Source organism: Rheinheimera sediminis (assembly GCF_004005375.1).
In the GTDB taxonomy this organism is placed as follows: domain Bacteria; phylum Pseudomonadota; class Gammaproteobacteria; order Enterobacterales; family Alteromonadaceae; genus Pararheinheimera.
The window spans coordinates 1-18,160 of record NZ_RZUF01000009.1; the positions used below are offsets into that span (position 1 = coordinate 1).

Here is an 18,160-nt window from a genome sequence, read left to right on the forward strand (position 1 = left end):
ATTGACACCGAGAGGCTAATGGGTGACCCCAAGCTGTTCAGGCCGTGGCTTCAGCTGCTTTGATCATCTGATATAAATCATCTTTTAAGTGCAGACGCTGTAATTTTTGCTGCTCCAGATAATCGTCGCTACAAACTTCTGAGCCTTGCTCAATACGGTGTATTTCGTGGTCAATTTCATGGTAACGGCTGAACAGCACTGCAAAGTGATTGTTGTGTTGCTTTAACTGATGGATCTGTTCTTTGTATTCCGGAAACTCTGAATGTAAATCGTGTTTATCTGGCATGGTTTTTCCCCGTTGGTTGTGTGCGCAGCACTAGTAAAGCCTCTTCCAGTACAAGTACTACAGCTTGATTATGTGTGATTAAATTGTGGCTCTTTGTGCTATACCCCATGCTACGCCTTTGTTCTGACAGTTTTTTGATCCAACACAAAGTTGATGAGATTGGCAAAAGAAAACTCAGTATTTCAAGCTTCGGCTGACAGAAGGATTTAGCGCAACTGGCGGGTACTGCGGCATTGCAGCAACACAGTACCCGGTCTGAGTTATTTCAGCAGACTATGCTGCAGGCTAGCCTGTTTTATTTCTAAAACAGTCACCTGAAGAGGATCAAGCCGGCAGCTGTGGCAAAGTAACCTGGCCAGAGCTGCCATGCGCCAGCTTATGCGGTTTTTGTTTAATGCATCTTTGGTCACTACCCAGCGTGACAATGCTGTGCTCATCTCCTTGCTGATGTGCTGGAGCTGTTGATAGCTCAAGCCTGCTGGAGTCTGAAAACTATGTCTGATTATTTTCAGTTGGTGCAGATATTTTTCCCATCCATCAGCACAACGTGCTACCTCCCAGATTAATTCTTCCTCATCCTTCAGTCGTTTTGCCAGAAATTTAGGCTGAGTATTAGTACCTGCCAGTTTGCGTAATTTGGCAGTGTTTTGTGTCCAGTCTGAGAAGGTTTCATAACACTTGTCGTTTTTCCACCATGGCACTAGCTGGTCAGCGACTTCAAACTGAATGGCACAGGCGGTTTCAAATTGTTGTTTTGGGTTTTGCTCCACCAGACTAAACAGTTGATCGGTCGATATCTGCAACGCCAAATTTAACGCCACATTGCGCCAGCTGTTATGTTGTCTTACTGAACCTAAATCTAACAATGCCAAGGCTCTTGAATTTAACCCTTGGTTGGCTAAACCTGCAGCGACCAGGCTGTTAAAAAACTCTGTTGCATCATCAGCTTTAAGTTTTTCTTCGCTATAGCTGTAATTAAAGGTCAGGCTGCCTTGAGCCCGAGGCGCAGATTGGGCATCTATCAGTTGTTCTATGCTGGTTAAACTGGCTTCTCGTTGCTCGCCCAGAAACTTAAAGCGGGCACTGATATCAGCAGTGCTTTTGGCTGCGACTACATGCCCATACATATCGACCGCAAATACAGCACCGTAACTGACTACTTTGTTCCAGCTTAATTCAAAGCCAAATAAATCAAAGGTTAAGCCTGTAGTTGTAGCCTGGCTGAATTGTTGTTTAAATAGGTACTCAACCTGATTGATGCTGCCTTCTGCTAGCGCCTCTTTCAGCAATTCTGGTACAGACTTAAGCTGCCCTATCAGGCAGGACTTAAATAAAGCCCGGCTTATGGCTGAGCTTTGACTGACAACAAAACTACATAAGGTCTGACTCTGGTTATCTTGTTGTATTGAGGTCATAAAACTTAACCCCAACTGGCGTTCGGACGCCTGGGTGATAGCCTCTGCTAAAGCCTGGCGTTTTTGACCATACAAAGTTAACCAGTCTTGGCTGCGCTTTAAAACTGCTGGCAAAGGTGCGGGTAGAACCACCAGATCCTGCAATTTCAGGCCTGCAGCATCCAGTTTTTCGAACAATTGCGGTTGTCCAATCACCTGCTGTGCCCACTGTTCGAGTTGTTGTTGCAGGTTGTGCCGAATCTCAGTAGTCAGTTGCTTGAGTTCAGGTGTCAGCAAGGTGGCGAGTTTTTGTTGTAGTTCGGGCTGAGCTGTCAGTGATGCCACCAGCTTGTCGACCAGTTGAGGTGAATCCGCCTGCCATGGGTCAAAATATTTACTTAATAGATCTGCTATTTGTTGTTGCAGATAGTTTTGTAGTTCGGCTTGTACTTCGTCAGTCTCAGCTAAATTAAACAGCACACTGCTGAGTTGAACCAAGACCAGATTCTGCGCTGTACTCAGCCTGGTTTTTACTTTTTCCTGCAACAGCGCATAAGGGTTTGCCAGTTGTTTTAGCTGCTCTAACAATGGCTCTGGGTCTGTTGTTTCGGTCAGTAATTTTTCGGCCAGCTGTTCAGCACCTGTTACTTTAAGGCTTCCACCCAAAGTTAAACCTGCTTGCTTTTCATGTGCTTTAGTTCTGGTTAATTTTACTTCTAATTCTGTTGCATTGAGTTTGGTCAGGATGAGTTCAAAGGCCCCAGACAATAACAAACTACTGCTTAGCGTGGCTGCTACTTTGAGCTGAACTCCGGGAGTATGTGCATCAGCACCTGCTTTAGTAAAATTGCGGATCAGCTGCTGACCTATATTGAGTTCAGTTGTTGCTTCAATGCTACCCGTCAGCGTCAGGCATATCCTTTGTGGTGCGTAAGGTTCACTTAATTGTTGCAGTGCGGCATCAAGATCGGCCCATTTGGGTAAAGTGCTAATCGCTTTGGGCAAAACCTGAATTAGATCCTCGTGATCCGGTGCGACAAAAAAAAGATCATAACTGGCCTTTTGCTCACTTTTTGCACTGAGGCCCCAACTGCCATTGGCAAGCGGTACTGTGCCTGTACCAAAGCTTGTGCTCAACACTCCGTCCAGCCCCAGTCTGACCAAGGCCTGACTGAGGCGGATCTCTAACTGATGATCAGTGGCGGCGTCGGCTTTGTTGTACACATCAAGTTCGGCCTGCACTTTAACTTTGCCGTGAAAACTCAAAGGGACAGCGGCGGCTTTAGTGGTGAGAGTTTTGTCTTTGGCCAGCAGTTCAGTCTGGTATTCCCATTCGGGAGTAAAGTCTTTCAGTGGTTTAGAAAAGTCCAACAGCAGATTCAGTAGTTTGCTTTCGTTTTGTGTCACTAACTCTCTGCTGAGCAACTGGTAACTGCTTTTGTAGGCTTCTAAGTGCTTTGGCCAATTATTGCTGTCGGCATAAGACAGCAAACGTCTTAAAGCAGTCAATGTAGACGGGTCGGAATGCTGCTGTTTTTCCGTTTGGATCAGATCATTCAGCGTCAGGGCAAAAAACAGCCATTCCTGACTTTGATCCATAGTGGGCAGAGTATGTTGCATCATAGGTCTCCTTTTATCAGGTGATAAAATCCCACCAGTTCTCTACAGCAGGCTCTATTGGCTATGAATGGGATTTAAGTTATGAGTGTTGCTCCATGGTTTGAGCATTGGCTTCGCAGGACGGACTTTACCCGGACAGCTGAGGGCAGCAAGAAAGCTGAATTGAGTCTGTGACGTTTTGATAATTTGTCAAGTTCGGAACAATAAAGTAGGTTAATTTGTGGCTTTGTTTGAAAAGCCTGCTTTACTAATTGTTGTCAAAATGTAGACAAGGAGCAAAGTCATGTCAGATCCTCTTGCTGTTCCCGCCATTCAGCCCCAAGAAACTGAAGCCGTTTTCCAGCTCGGACTTACTATGGCCGGAGCTATTTCTGCCGGCGCTTATACGGCAGGAGTTTTTGATTGTCTGATCGCCGCTCTGGAGTTGTGGCAGCAAAAACGAGGGCAAGCCAATGTGCCCAAACACAAAGTAGTGATTTCAGTGATATCGGGGGCTTCGGCTGGCAGCATAGTGGGTGCAGTAGGGGTAGCTGCAACCGCAGACCGTAAAGCCGGGTTACAGCATAAACAAGTGCCGCAGGTTGGGCAGGTTAGTTATACCTTACCCATGCTGTATCAGGCCTGGGTTCGTTTGCCTGCATTTTTATCAGAAACGCAGCAGGCGTTGTTAGGCCTTGACGATTTAATGGCTAAAGCTCCTTTGGTGTCAGTGCTGAATTCAGCTGCATTGGCTGATATTGTTGAGCAGTGTTTTGCCAATTATCAAAAAACTGCCGAGCGTAAAGCTTATTTCAGTTCCTCGCTGCATTTGTTTTTTACCCACTCTAATTTGCGTGGTGTGGGGTATTCGGTACCTTTTACAGCAGGTGGTCAACTCAAAACGGGTTATGCCATGACAAATCATGCCGACCGCACACACTTTGTGGTCACAGACCTTGGCTCTACTAATCTGACTAGTGTATGGGCTGATCCTGATCCTGCTATTCCAATGCAATTGCAATGGTTAGAAACTGAAAAAATAACGGCCAAAGATATCCTTGATCCCAGTCAGGACTACAAAACCGGACCCTGGGCCAAATTCGCCGGTGCGGCTTTGGCATCCGGCTCCTTTCCTGCCGCCCTGGCTGCCCGTTATGTCAGCGTCAATACCTTAGGCCATTATGTTGCCCGACAGTGGCCTTTGCAGTTTCCAGAGTCGTACAGGGCGAAGTATAACTTTCGTTTAATGCCGCTCCTACCATCGCAACTGATTAGTCCGGAAAAACTAGCCACACTTTTTACTGAAAAAAATACCGCCACTCTGATGAGCGATCCGGTTGCTGCTGTCACTTTGCCTTACACCGCAGTAGACGGTGGGATGTTTAATAACGAACCTTTTGAATTAACGCGTTTTAGTTTGATGAAAAATCCGCCAAAACCAAACCCAAGAGATGAAAAGTTTGCCGCTTTAGTCGCCAGGGCTGTCGTGATGATTGACCCTTTCCCGCCGCAGCATGCACAAGAAGCGAAAGAGACGGCTGATGGTGCGTCCACTGAGCCTTTTGCAGATGCTTTGCTGCTGAAGGTTATAAAGGCGTTAATCCCTGCTTTTCTGAATCAATCCAGATGTAAATTTGATGAACTGGTGGCCGCTTATGACGAGCAGGTGTATAGCCGTTATCTGATTTCTCCTTCGCGGAAAAATGCCGCTGGACAAGCTGAAGAGCATGCTTTGGCGTCAGGTTTAGTCGGCGGTTTTGGTGGCTTTTTAGCAGAAGCTTTTCGCGCTCATGATTATCAGTTGGGGCGGCTGAATTGCTATCACTTTTTAAAACATCACTTTAGTTTACCTGCAGATTATGAGGTGGTTCGTCAGGGGTACGCTGAAATCAGCAGAGAGGGGTTTTACACTGATTCAACCGAAAAAGAACTGCAGATTATCCCCATCTTTAGTGACTTTCCCGAACCCAGGCAGCCGGACTGGCCCTTAGTTGGAGCGACTGAACTCAATGCGCTGGTTGATGCTGCGGCAAAACGGGCTGATTTGCTGGTGCCCGCTTTAATAAAGGAGTCAGAACCTAAATTTTTTATGAAACTGGCCGCAACACTCATCTGGAAACTATGGGGTAAGAAAAAGTTAAAAACAGCTCTGTATAAGATACTGGAGACAGATCTGAAAGAGAGAACACAGTGGCGATCTTCTTGAGCAAGCTGGTGTAAAAATTCTTGCTGGCACCGATACCCCAGACTCTTTTGTCTTTGCAGACTCGGGTTTACCCGACGAGCTGGCGTTGTATCTGCAGGCAGGTTTAAGCCCTTTAGAAGTGATTCAAACCGCTACTATGAATTCCGCCATTTTTGCTGAAGATCAAGCGAACAGCATCAGGCTGAATCTGAATTTGTTATGGGATGCGCTGATGAGTGCTCCTATGCGTCAGCAATTTGCGGACTAAGCAGGCTCTTTGTATTGAAAGAGCCTGCTTAATCTGAGGCTTAATTCTCAATTCTTGCTAAAAGTGTCGCGAGTTCCTCGATTTTACTAACAGTTTCTTTCACCAGCTCGTCAATTTCATTACTAGAGCTTCGGGATCTGGAGGCCAGTGAGCGCACTTCGTCTGCGACAACGGCAAAACCTCTGCCCATCTCACCGGCTCGCGCAGCTTCTATGGCGGCATTAAGTGCGAGCAGGCTGGTTTGCTCTGAGATGCCATTAATTGTGGTGATAATTTGACTGATGGTCTGGCTGGCTTGCAATACGGCTTGCATCGCAGTTTGAGTTTCATTCAGCGCTATTTTACGTTCAGTGATATCAACACCAAACATCACGTATTGAGTAATCTCACCTCTGAAGTTTTTTAGCACACAAAATCTGCTATCCAACGCCAGTTGTTTGTTGTCTTTGCCTTTGAAAATGAAGGTGCGCCCTATATAACCTTGAGTTTGAAGCTCCTGTTTTTCTTCACTACTTAGCGAATTCCAGATCTCAGCTCCCAGCGATGGCAGACTTTGAGCTGGATCCAGTCTTTGTTGCATCATCTCGTTAATTTTTATCAGCTGACCTTCGGGTGAAAACTCCAGGATCACCAGAGCGCCACTGATAGCATTAAGTTTTTGTGTAAAGTCCAGCGCCATTTGTTTTACTTCGGTTACGTTCGCCTGCACCGAAATAAAATACTCCAGCTGACCAGTAGCCGAAAAAATAGGGGTAATGGACAAAGATATCCAGTAGGGAGTGCCGTCTTTGCTGTAGTTTAGAATTTCGTCGTAAAAGGAGCGTTTATCCCGAATATATTCTCTGATCCGTTGCACTGTATCTGGGTCTGTGTCTTTACCCTGTAAGACTGAACCAGGTTTTTTACCTCGCATAAAGGCCATATCGTAGCCTGTAAGTCGCTCAAAACCGTTATTCACATAACGGGTCAGGCCTTGTGCATCTGTAATAACGACAGAGTTATCTGTTTTATTAGCAACCAGTGACAGCATGGCCATTTCTTCGCGTTTTAGCACTTCCTGAGTGACATCTTTGACAAAAGCTGTGTAAACGGTCACACCGCCCAGTTTTACTTTACTCAGTGACAATTGGCCCCATAGCACAGCACCATCTTTACGCTCTATTTTAATTTCCCGGCTGGTGCCTACTATTTTATCCTGGCCTGTAGTGCGGTTTTTATTCACATAACTATCGTGCTCGGGTTGAATAGCTTTGGGCACTAACATTTTCACGTTTTGGCCTATCACCTCATTTGGGTGATACCCCCACAGTTTTTCTGCGGCTTTGTTGTAAAAAGTCACCTCATTGCGTTCGTTGATAACGACCACTGCGTCCAGAGCCTGAGATAAGGTTTGTTCTATCATCTCGCGGGCATCACGCTCTTTGGTTACATCCTGAACGAAGGCTGTGTAGTGTTTTTTTCCACGAATTTCAATTTGTGATAGCGACAGTAAAGCCCAAATACGTACACCATCTTTGCGTTGTAGCTGTACTTCCCGGGAGGTACCGACAATACGGTTGGTGCCTTCAGTTCTGTGTCTGTTCACATAGCCGTCGTGGCTGCTTCTTATCTCACTGGGAACCAGCAGCGAGACGTTTTGCCCTATCACCTCATCACGCTTATAGCCCCAGAGCTTTTCAGCAGCCTTATTAAAAAAGGTCACTAAGTTTTTTTCATCAATACTGACAATGGCAATAATTGATTGTTCAAGTGCTTGTTTCTCAGCGCTTTCTGCAAAAAAGCCAAACATGGGCAACTCCGGTTAACAAAAGTTGATTTGAATCTAGTCGCCTGAAGAACGAATTTCCACCAGAAAGCTTTGAAAATGAACAATTAAATTTTTTGCCTGGCGGTGATCGAAAAAAAAACAGCTGCTGCGGCGAAAACACTGCAAAATACCTGAATTCCTAGGACTCCTGTATTTGTGAGTTTGTAAGCCTGAAGAGGCTGTGACAAAGTATCTATGGTTATTTGTCCTGGGCGGGACCTGTGAGTGGGGAGTTTAGACAAAAAGAAAGCGGGCAATACAGCCCATTTAGCCCATCAGATAACTCGCTTGTCCGGCTTCGCCCGAGGTAAAAAGCCCTGTAACGCCCAGCAATTCGGGATGGGTAGCACTACTGATAATCACAAACTGGCTTTTTGCGACGCCCTTTTCAAAAGTGCCATCGTGTTTCAGCGTCAGTTGACAAGGTGCATCGCCAAGCTTGCCGCTAATAAATTCAAAGCCGTTAAAGCAGGCGTTCCCTGTTGTTTCATAGTTCAACTGGTACTGCACTTCGCTGCTGCCAGTGATATTCCCACTGTAGCTTTGGCTTACCAGCGCTTTGCTGAGTTTTGCTCCTTGCTCAAAGGATGTGATGACCGACTCTTGCCAGTTGGTTATTTGAAATCTGCCTTTCAATTGCATGAGTTGTTTTGCCTTTCTTGTTTAATGATGCTGATTTCACAGTATCATGCGATTGAAGCTGGGTATTGTAAAAACACGTCATTCCGACGCTTTGCTGTGGGGTAGGGTTTTGCAAAGCAATCACAATCCAATCACTGGGGTGCTGCACCAACGCCAAAGCGCTGAACTCTATCAGCTAAGGCATTATCTGCCTGATGCCGCACTGGCCGAATTGATTGAGCAATTTTGGCTGGTGGATTGGGACTTACGCGGTAAAGCCACTCACATTCAACAAAACTTACCAGACCCGAATTTCCATTTGGTGATTAGCAATGGCACTGCCTCTCTGCTTGGGCCTGTCAGCAAAAGTTATAGCTATGAGATGCAAGGCAAAGGCCAGATTATTGGCGTTAAGTTTGCGTTGGGCGCATTGACTGAACTGTTAAACTTCAAACCTGCCGACTTTATCGATCAGCAGTTGGATGTGCAGCAGCTGTTCGCTATAGATAGTCGTCAGCTATTGTCTGAGTTGTCGATGGCAAACTCAGATCAGCAACGGGTCGCCATACTGCAATGCTGCTTTAAACCCTTTGCTATTGCGCCCTCTGTACAAGCTGCCAGAGTGCGGCAACTGGTTCATCTTATCAAACAGCACTCAGACATCACCAAAGTTGAGTTGCTGTCTGAACGCAGCAATCTTTCGGTGCAGGCCATTCAGCGTTGTTTCCGCCAGTATTTAGGCATCACCCCGAAGTGGCTGATCCGAAAATATCGGTTGCACCACTGCTTGCTGCTATTGGAGCAACAATCAGTGGAGATTGCCGATCTGGTCGAAGCTTTGGGTTATACCGATCAGTCGCATTTAATTCGCGATTTTAAACAGTTTTTGGGGGTGACTCCAGCCGCCTATAAGTTAGCTCCCTGAGCTGCAGGCAAAACAGATAAAATCCTTTACCATAACGGCAGTTTTTACCGGATGAGACACCAAAACGTGATAGGACTAGGGGATCAAAACGCCAGCTTTAGGGTCTATGTAGAAAACAGACCCAAAATGCCACAATACCAGCAGTTGTTTGACTGCGAAGCGGTGCAAGCGGGTGATATCGATCTGATATATCAGCACTGCGGCAATGGCTGGCGCAAGCTGTTTAATGTTTACGCCAAACTGCTATGCGCTTTGGACCCAAAGTTATTTAACTTCCCGACTCAGGCCGCCAGTTGGCAGCAGTATCGTGACCAGTTTTTGCTGCAACAAGCTTCAGACACAGCGCTGTTATTTGATATGCCGCTGCTCAAGCTTGCCGACAATACTCTTCATTTAATTGCTGGCCGCACCCATGCCAAACAGCTGATCCAGCAAGGTTTAGCTTGCCAGCTGCATTGGCTGAATGAAGAGTTTGCGATAGACCCCAGCAGCAAAGTACTGGTGACGCCTTATTTTGATTACCGCCAGCTGAGTAATGAAAAGATTGAGTTTTCGGCCACATTGTTGCGTTCATTGCGAAGCTAACCCGCTAGTTGTTGCCAAAAAGCGCTGAATTTTTTCTGGGTAACAGCCCCGTTGCCACGTTATGATGGCGCATCACTTTTTGTCAAAAACTCTCTTTATTCTCAGGACTGTTGTATGAGCTCAGCTGTTTCTTTGCCCACTGATTTAGTCCCTGCCGAATTGGCTGTATTGGCTGTTACTGCCTTATGGGACAGCGACATTAGCCAAACCCAGTTATTACAAATTCTGGTGTTAGCTGGCGTTAAAGATCAGGACGGCATGGCTTTTTCGCAGCCTAAAATAAAAATGCTGCTGAACCAACTGCTGCACAGGGATTTGATCATGCATCCTGAAGGCCGGGGTTATGCGCTAAACGACTTAAAAATGCCTGAGTTGCGATGGCTGATTATCCAAAAGCTGGACCAGCAACAACAGTTGCAGCTGTTTATTCAGAGTACCAGGCAGTATTTGACGACATTGGGTGAATACCACAGTTGGGGTTTTTATACGGATAATTTTTGTCGCAGAGAAATCTTTTTTGCGGCCCTGATGGCTAACCAGCAAGACCTGTTGCAGTGGCAGGAACAATTCCTCAGTGGTGAAAATGAAGACTGTGATACTGTCGTCGCCTTGTTTTTTCAGCACCCAATTGGCGCTGAATTTTTTGCCCGCATTGACCCCATAGTGCAAGAAATGTTGTTGCACGACGAGTTGGCGTTAAGTAGCTTGTTGTTGAGCGATTGTGCTGCTTTGTATCACTACTGTTGTAACTTACAGGATTCCGGTGCTCCACTTGCTTTAATAGCTCCGCATTTGGCGATTCAGGCTTTGTTGCGGGGCGACTTTGTCAGGGTGATGCTGTTGCTGAATATGCACCCGGATTTATGTCTGCCAGCCCGTTTTGCCATGGCGGCGATGGAAGGTAACTTTGATGCGGCCATGCTGATGGCGGAACAGCATCTGAAAAATATAAAAAAACAAACCGGCAAACGAAAAGTTTTTATGCACGGCTTTTCCGGTTTGATCTATTTGCTGCTGTTACTGGGGAAAAACTCTGCGGCAAGCATCAAATTAGCCCGTGAGCATCTTGCCCTTGGAGTGCAGGATGGTTATGACTTAAGTTACCCGGTGTTGTCGCCTCTGGTTGAACATCTGGCCACTGGTACTCCGCTGTTGCCAGCAGAAGCAGCACCTTATCATTTGCTGCAATTTGATATAGATATGTTATTTACTGGCTATGGCCTGTATTGGCAGGATGCACCTGCTACCGACCTATTGCAGCAGCATTTAATTCAAATGCGCCAGCAGATGCACGACTATGGCTACCTTTGGGTGGTGGCTGAGCTGGATCAGTTACTGACGAAGCAGTTTGATGCAGAACCTTTGTTACCCGGCTGGCATCAGAAGCACAAGTTGACACCGCTGCTGGACGCGATAAAGCGGGAAGAAAGCTGGGTGGTGGCTTTAAAAGCCTTAATGCAGCTGAACCCTGGTGCAGTGACTGTGACTAAAGGCAAAGAAGAGCGTATTGCCTGGTGTTTTACTGAAACAGGACAAAGTTTAAAAATTGAACCTAAAGAGCAAAAACTCAGTGCAGCAGGTCGTTGGAGTAAAGGTAAACCTATCGCCTTAAAACGCCTGATGCGGGAGCAGGAAACGGTACCTGCTTTGACTCCTCAGGATAAACAAGTTGCTGCTTGTATCCGGCGCTATGAGCAATATTACGGTGGCAGCAGTTACGAACTGGATATGGCATTAGCTTTAGTGGCGTTAATTGGTCATCCTGCTTTGTGTTGGGCTGATGCTCCGGATAGCAAACTTGAAGTTGCCAAAGGCGACGTAGTGCTGCAATTAAAAGAAAAAGCCGGGCAAATCAGCCTGCAACTGGACCCTAAAATCCGCTCCGATCAATCCGTGGTCTGGCGCAAAGAAACCCCGACTAAAATTACCGTCTATAGTCTGACGCCAGCAGTGAAACAAGTGGCGGCTATAGTAGCGAATGGTTTAAAAGTACCAGTGGCTGCAAAGGCCCAACTGGTAGAAGCTATTTCGGCCATAGCCCCTGTGCTGACTGTGCACTCAGATTTACCCGAACTCTCAGCAGCTTTGCCTGAAGTACCAGCCGATAGCTGTTTATATGCGCATTTATTGCCTTACAGTCAGGGCTTACGGCTGCAAATTTCAGTGCGGCCGCTTGCTGATGGCAGTTGGTTTACGCCTGGCAAAGGCAGTGCCACATTAGTCGGCGAACAAGATGGCAAAGCAGTGCAAGCTTGCCGTAACTTAAAACAGGAAAAAGCCAGTCATAAAAAGTTATTGCAGGCTTGCCCTACGATTGAAGCGGCGGAGCAGGACGGTGAACAGTGGTTATTTGCTGAACCAGAACATAGCCTCGAATTACTGACACAGTTAAAAGCTTTGCCTGAAACACAACTGCAAATGGTCTGGCCCGAAGGCGAAAAATTCCGTGTGAAAGCCAGCAGAACCCATAAAGAATTCAGTTTAAGTATTAAAAAACAAGGCGACTGGTTTATTGCCGATGGTGAAATTCAGCTGGATGACAATAAAGTCATAGCGCTGAAGGAACTGCTGCAGATGGTGGCGAGCACATCAGGCCGTTTTTTAAAGTTGTCCGACACCGACTATCTGGCTTTAACCGAAAGTTTGCGTAAAAGTCTGGCTGAACTTGGCGCTTTAGGTGAACAAAGCAAAACAGGTTTACGTTTTAATCACCTGACCTTACCGGCTTTAAGTGAATTGACAGCTGAAGTAGGCAACCTGAAAACCGACAAAGCCTGGAAAGATCAACTGCAAAAGTTTGAAGCTTTGGCCGATTTTGAGCCTGCCTTACCTTCTACCTTGCAAACTGAATTACGGGATTATCAGCTACAGGGCTATCAATGGCTGGCGCGTTTAGCTCAGTGGGGTGTTGGCGCTTGTCTGGCAGACGATATGGGCCTGGGGAAAACAGTGCAAACTCTGGCGCTGTTGTTACAGCGTGCGCCACAAGGCCCGGCTTTAGTGGTGGCTCCGGTTTCTGTGGCGATGAACTGGCAGGCTGAGGTATTACGTTTTGCCCCTACGCTGAATGTGCGGCTGTATCAGCAAAGCCGTTCTTTGGAAAACCTCGGGGCTTTTGATCTGGTGATCGCCAGTTATGGCATGCTGCAGTCGGACTCTGAGCTGTTTCAGGCGCAGCATTGGCATACGCTGGTGCTGGATGAAGCCCAAGCGATAAAAAACGAACAAACCAAACGCAGTCAGGCTGCTATGGCGTTGCAGGCTGATTTTCGCATGATAGCGACAGGTACTCCGGTGGAGAACCACTTAGGTGAATTATGGAATTTATTCCGTTTTATCAACCCAGGCTTGCTGGGCTCGAAAGAGCAGTTTCATCAGCGTTTTAGCAGCCCTATAGAAAATGGCGACAAAGCGGCGCGGCAGCATCTGAAAAAACTGATCCAGCCTTTTATTTTACGCCGCACTAAAACTCAGGTGCTGAGCGAACTACCGTCCCGTACTGAAATTACTTTGCAAGTAGAGCTAAGCGATGACGAAAGGCACTATTACGAAGCGCTGCGCCAGCAAGCTATTGAAAATGTAGAGCAGTTGGCGGCTGATAAAGGCAACGCCATGCAGGTGTTGGCAGAAATCACCAAACTGCGGCGTTTTTGTTGCCATCCGCAGCTGGTTGCACCCAATAGCGGCATGACAGGCAGCAAGCTGACCGTATTCACCGACACTGTGGAAGAGCTGTTAGACAACAAACATAAAGTGCTGGTGTTCAGCCAGTTTGTTGATCATCTGGCGATAGTGCGCACCGTGCTTGAACAAAAACAGATCAGTTACCAGTATCTGGATGGCAGCACTCCGGCGCAGGAACGTAAAAAGCGGGTAGATGCCTTTCAGGCTGGCGAAGGCGAGGTATTTTTAATCAGCCTGAAAGCTGGTGGTACGGGCTTAAACCTGACCGCAGCGGACTACGTGATCCATTTAGATCCCTGGTGGAACCCGGCGGTGGAAGATCAGGCCTCAGACCGTGCGCACCGTATGGGGCAAACCCGACCTGTGACCATCTATAGATTAGTGACACAAAACACCATTGAAGAGAAAATCATTGCTTTACATGGCCAAAAACGTGCTTTGGCCGATAGTTTGCTGGAAGGCGGTGATGTGGCGGCACGACTGGATACAGCGGCGCTGCTGAAGTTGTTGAAAGAACTGGATTAATGCCTTAATAGCTGGATACACCTATGAACAGAAGACATTTTTTATATAGCCTGGCCGCAGTGCCTGTGCTTGCCGTGGCTGGCATTGAACTGGCCAGTCGCCGTTTCATACCAGAAGCTGATATTTTACTGGCAAAGCTGGAAGGCTTGAAAGGCCAACAACTGCACAGCAGCGGTAGCTGGAGCCCGACTATGGTATTTCAGCATCTGGCGCAGAGTGTGATGGGCTCGGTGACAGGTTACCCTGAACATAAAGCGGCCTGGTTTACTCATACCCTAGGGCCATTGGCGCTGAAAGTGTTTAAAACCGCAGGCGCTATGCAGCACCCGCTGGATGAAGCTATTCCCGGCATGCCAGAACTGGACGCTAATCTGCCAGTAGAAACCGCGTTAGATCAGCTGATTAGCGCCCTGCAGTTATTCCAGCAAAGCACTTTGCTTCAGCCCCACTTTGCATATGGCAGCCTTAGCCAAAATGACTTTATGGCCGCACATCAACTGCATATAGAACAGCATTTAACGCAGATTGGGGTGGGGTAACTGCAAAGTCATATGGGTTGTGTGAAAGATAGCTTTAAGATTTGTTATGAAAACTGAACTGAACCTGGCAAAGTAACTTTCATTGGGACATCCAAACAAAGGACCTGTAGCTTGGTAAAGTCAAAACTCTGGGATCGGCACCAGCTGTTAGTTGCTTTTGACCTGTATTTTAGGTTGCGTTTTGGCCAGTTTGACCAGCGCAATTCAACAGTTATTTACTTTGCTAATTTGATTGGGCGTACTCCTTCGGCGCTGGCGATGAAGTTGTCTAATCTAGCTAGTTTAGACCCAGTGATTACTGCTTCTGGCCGTTCAGGTTTAACAGGTGCTTCCACCGCAGATCGTACTATGTGGTTAGAAATGAAAGCGGACTGGTTAGCTTTTTCTGAGCAGATGAATGCGGCGGTGTCCGCATTGGGAGAACCGTTACAAAAGACGGTACCAGATGTGCGAGAAGAGCCGCTGGTTAGTTATCAAGGTATGACAAAAGAGGTGATAACTCAGGTTCGTATCGGCCAGTCGTATTTTAGATCCGCGGTATTAAGCGCGTACAATAATCGGTGCTGTATCAGTGGCTTAGCTGTGCCTAAATTACTGATAGCTAGTCATATCGTGCCTTGGAGTGAAGATCCTCAGAATCGTTTAAATCCAACCAATGGTTTAGCTTTGTCGGCTTTGCATGATAAAGCTTTTGATTTGGGACTACTGACTATTGATGAAAGTTATCGTGTTGTGGTGTCGAGTAAAATAAATCACAGCAATGACTACTTCTTTGATTCATCAATAAAAAGTTTTCATGGCAAAAGTATTTTTTTACCAGACAAATCTAGTCCACAGGCCGAGTTTTTGGCGATGCATAGAGAAACAATTTTTGAGAAAGGGTTTAAGGTTAATAGCTAATTCAGTTGAGTAAGCCTGAAATACTAAGCCTGCCGCTGTTGGCGGCAGGCTGCTTTAAAGTCAGAAGCTATAACGCAGGCTGGCGCTGTAACTCCGTGGTGCACCCGGCATGGTCCAGATCGCCGAGTACGAGCTGACGTAGTGGGTTTTATCCAACAAGTTATCTATGTTCAGCTGAGCGCTGAGTTTGTCGTTTAACTCAAATTCTGCAAACAGGTTTACCAGAGTGTAAGCAGGCAGTATGTAGTCTGGGTCTATGGTTTCACCAAGACGATCATCGACATAGTGCACAGTGGCACCCAGATTGGTGGGGTAACTGAACAGTTCCAGCTGCTGCTTCACTGTGGCGTTGGCACTGTGTTTTGGAATATTTAACAGCTGGCTGCCCTTGGGGAGCTCTACACCCCAATCCAGGTTGATCATGTCTTTTGCCGTCGAGGCGTCTGTGTAGGCATAGGACAATGCGTAGCTGGCAGAATCGGTGATTTGGCCAGACAGATCCACTTCAATACCTTTGCTTTCCACTTCGCCCAGTGCCGCAGAAATACCCTGAATAGGGTCTGTTGTTAACATATTATTTTTTTCAGCTCTGAACAGTGCCAGACTGCCCTGGACTGAATTCAGGCTAAATTTTGTGCCCAGTTCCCAGGATTTGGTTTTTTCCGGTTCGAAGGCGTTGTTATTGGCATCAGCTCCGGTATTGGGTCTGAAGCCTTGAGAGTAGCTGCTGTATAAGGAGGCAGACTCCGACCATTGATACACCAGGCCTGCTCTTGGGTTAAAGACAGTTTGATGCTGGCTGGATGAAGTGCCGGTCAGGTAGTTCTCAATCTTTTGGTCAAAACTATCAAAACGGCCGCCTACCTGTGCTTTCCATTTTGCGGTTAAATCTATCTGATCCTGCACAAATAAACCGTAGGAGTCCTGCGTTTCTTTTTGGTCAAAAATACGAGTTCCGGCTGGCGCCGTTTGGCCATACACAGGGTTAAATACATTAATGCTATAGGCTGTTTGGCCTGCTGCAGGGCGGAAACGAGTCCAGTCTTTATTTAGCACAAAGCTATAACCATCTGCACCTATCAGCAGGTGATGTACCACATCGCCAGTAGTGAAGGTGCCACTTAATTCAGAGCGGACTGTTAAATCCGTGGTTTGGAAATCACGCTGGTTATGCTGGCGGCTTAAGGTTTGGCCATCCTTTAAAAACAGCTGACGGGCCGGCGCCAACTCTGCGTCGCTGGATGTACTGATAAACGAAGAGTCTTTGTAAAACACGCCACTGAGCAAGTCCCACTGGCCAAAGTTTTGCTCCAGCGTCAGCTGATGCGCTGTCACTTCAACATTGGTTGGGCCATCTTTGGCTTCGCCTAAAAATCTGGATACGGGTAAAGCTGCAGGATCGCCATTTAAAGCGACAATACCGCGGTCAAAAATAACGTCTTGGTCAACATATTCCAGTTCATAACCCAGTTTGGTTGTATCTGAAACCAGCCACAACAAAGACGGAGTCAGTACGGTTTTTTTGCTCCATACTTCGTCCCGGAAGCTTTTGTTATCTTCATAAGCACCGTTCACTCGTACCGCAACATCCTCACTCACTGCGTCTGTGTAATCTGCTTCAACCCGGTATTTATCCCAACGACCAGCTGATAGTTGCAGGTAGCCTTCGCGGTCAAACTGTGGTTTTTTGGTGACAATATTAATAGTGCCGCCAGGTTCTGAACGACCAAACAAAGCTGAGCCTGGCCCTTTCATAATCTCGATACTTTCAATGTTGGTGGTGTCTCTAGTGCCGCTATAACCGCGTCCAGCACTAAAGCCGTTGATCAAATAACCTGAAGGGATGTTTTCGTCGCCCACTAAACCGCGGATGGCGAAGCTATCCCATAAATCACCGAAGCTGTTTTGTCGGGCTATGCTGGCGGATAAATCCAGTGCTTCAACAAAGCTGGTTACTCCGGCATTGTCCAGAGCCTCATCTGATAAGGTTTGCACTGCAATAGGCTGCTGCTTTAACGGAACATCGCCACGAAAAGGCGCCCGAATTTGCACTGCTATATGTTCCAGTGCAGTTTTGTCCTCTGCAACTGGTGCTGGTTCAGCCGCATGTAACGGCTGAGTAAAGGCGCAAAGCACTGCAACAGTTGCAGCAGAATAGCGGAAAAATCTGTGGTCGGCCATACAATCAAATCTCAGATTAAGGTTCAGGTTAATAGTGTGGGGAATACAGTTGCAGCGCAGCTGATGGTCATTACACTCAGACTGATTCTACTAAATATCCTCAATAATTGATAATTATTATCATTTGCATCTTAATTGTTTAAGCTGTGGTCGTCAAGGGAGCAAGTCGGCTAGATTGAACAAGGTAGGTTTTGCAAAAAGATAGAAAATAGCGGCAATCAAAACAGATTGGTGTAAATGTTATCTGTAAAAAGTAAAACGCTAAGAAGCCTCAGAGGACGCTCTGAGTGTCAGCGTGTGTAACCGATCTACACTCCAAATCCATCAGAAACAGAAATATGGCTGCCATTAAAAGCCCTAATACAGTGCTTGAAATGCTTGTGCGTGGGGTATTACACAAAGCTGGTTTCCGCTATCGGTTGCATGTGACCAGTCTTCCAGGTAAGTCGGATCTGGTGTTTCCGTGTTACAAGACTGTGATTTTTGTCCAGGGTTGTTTCTGGTATCAGCACCAATGCGCTATGTTTCACTGGCCGAAAACCCTTACTGAGTGGTGACGGCAGCTTTATGGAACTGCCAGTCGATTGATTTTTAATACTATTTCGCCCGTTACTTTATGATTTCTACACTTTTATGCGCATAAAAGTGTGGCGACGAAAGT

The 18,160-nt window shown here is 46.7% G+C and carries 13 protein-coding genes; 8 read left to right on the plus strand and 5 right to left on the minus strand.

From position 1 onward, the window contains the following. Nucleotides 1–37: 37 nt before the first annotated feature. The gene (locus EMM73_RS07360) at nt 38–286 is read right to left on the minus strand and encodes a YdcH family protein (RefSeq protein WP_127685805.1); all 249 of its coding nucleotides are present in this window, start codon (nt 284–286) and stop codon (nt 38–40) included. A gap of 260 nt (nt 287–546) precedes the next feature. Next, nucleotides 547–3,300, minus strand: a complete 2,754-nt coding sequence (locus EMM73_RS07365; protein WP_127685806.1) for a hypothetical protein — start codon at nt 3,298–3,300, stop codon at nt 547–549. Nucleotides 3,301–3,583: 283 nt separating this feature from the next. Between EMM73_RS07365 and EMM73_RS07370 the strand changes: the two genes are divergently transcribed. After that, nucleotides 3,584–5,485: a patatin-like phospholipase domain-containing protein gene (locus EMM73_RS07370; protein WP_127685807.1), complete on the plus strand. Its 1,902-nt coding sequence runs from the start codon at nt 3,584–3,586 to the stop codon at nt 5,483–5,485. Between the two features lie 85 nt (nt 5,486–5,570). After that, a complete protein-coding gene (locus tag EMM73_RS20020; protein WP_186435157.1) occupies nt 5,571–5,732 on the plus strand; it encodes a hypothetical protein in 162 nt (53 codons plus the stop codon). A 40-nt stretch (nt 5,733–5,772) separates the two neighbouring features. Here EMM73_RS20020 and EMM73_RS20460 read toward each other — a convergent pair whose 3' ends face one another. Together EMM73_RS20460 and EMM73_RS07380 are read right to left on the minus strand one after the other, a co-directional pair. After that, nucleotides 5,773–7,521 (minus strand): PAS domain S-box protein, encoded by a 1,749-nt coding sequence (locus EMM73_RS20460; RefSeq protein ID WP_127685808.1) that lies wholly within the window; start codon nt 7,519–7,521, stop codon nt 5,773–5,775. Between the two features lie 285 nt (nt 7,522–7,806). Further along, a complete protein-coding gene (locus EMM73_RS07380) occupies nt 7,807–8,181 on the minus strand; it encodes a DUF3224 domain-containing protein (RefSeq protein WP_127685809.1) in 375 nt (124 codons plus the stop codon). Nucleotides 8,182–8,227: 46 nt separating this feature from the next. Between EMM73_RS07380 and EMM73_RS07385 the strand changes: the two genes are divergently transcribed. The 5 genes from EMM73_RS07385 to EMM73_RS07405 all read left to right on the plus strand — a co-directional run bounded on the left by EMM73_RS07385 (nt 8,228) and on the right by EMM73_RS07405 (nt 15,318). Beyond that, entirely contained in the window at nt 8,228–9,085 is an 858-nt protein-coding gene (locus EMM73_RS07385) for an AraC family transcriptional regulator (RefSeq protein ID WP_127685810.1), read from the plus strand. A gap of 51 nt (nt 9,086–9,136) precedes the next feature. Further along, nucleotides 9,137–9,670 carry a DUF6942 family protein gene (locus tag EMM73_RS07390; protein ID WP_127685811.1) on the plus strand — a complete coding sequence of 178 codons (534 nt, stop codon included), beginning with the start codon at nt 9,137–9,139 and terminating at the stop codon, nt 9,668–9,670. 114 nt (nt 9,671–9,784) lie between these two features. Continuing rightward, nucleotides 9,785–13,879 (plus strand): DEAD/DEAH box helicase, encoded by a 4,095-nt coding sequence (locus tag EMM73_RS07395; RefSeq protein WP_127685812.1) that lies wholly within the window; start codon nt 9,785–9,787, stop codon nt 13,877–13,879. A gap of 23 nt (nt 13,880–13,902) precedes the next feature. Continuing rightward, nucleotides 13,903–14,418: a DUF1569 domain-containing protein gene (locus tag EMM73_RS07400; protein ID WP_127685813.1), complete on the plus strand. Its 516-nt coding sequence runs from the start codon at nt 13,903–13,905 to the stop codon at nt 14,416–14,418. Between the two features lie 111 nt (nt 14,419–14,529). Beyond that, the gene (locus EMM73_RS07405; protein WP_127685814.1) at nt 14,530–15,318 is read left to right on the plus strand and encodes an HNH endonuclease; all 789 of its coding nucleotides are present in this window, start codon (nt 14,530–14,532) and stop codon (nt 15,316–15,318) included. Nucleotides 15,319–15,378: 60 nt separating this feature from the next. On the opposite strand, the gene EMM73_RS07410 is transcribed toward EMM73_RS07405, so the two are convergent. Next, nucleotides 15,379–17,499 (minus strand): TonB-dependent siderophore receptor, encoded by a 2,121-nt coding sequence (locus EMM73_RS07410; RefSeq protein ID WP_127685815.1) that lies wholly within the window; start codon nt 17,497–17,499, stop codon nt 15,379–15,381. Nucleotides 17,500–17,786: 287 nt separating this feature from the next. Here EMM73_RS07410 and EMM73_RS07415 point away from each other — a divergent pair, with 287 nt between their 5' ends. Beyond that, nucleotides 17,787–18,056, plus strand: coding sequence for a very short patch repair endonuclease (locus EMM73_RS07415; RefSeq protein WP_261373348.1), 270 nt, complete (start codon nt 17,787–17,789; stop codon nt 18,054–18,056). Nucleotides 18,057–18,160 lie beyond the last annotated feature (104 nt).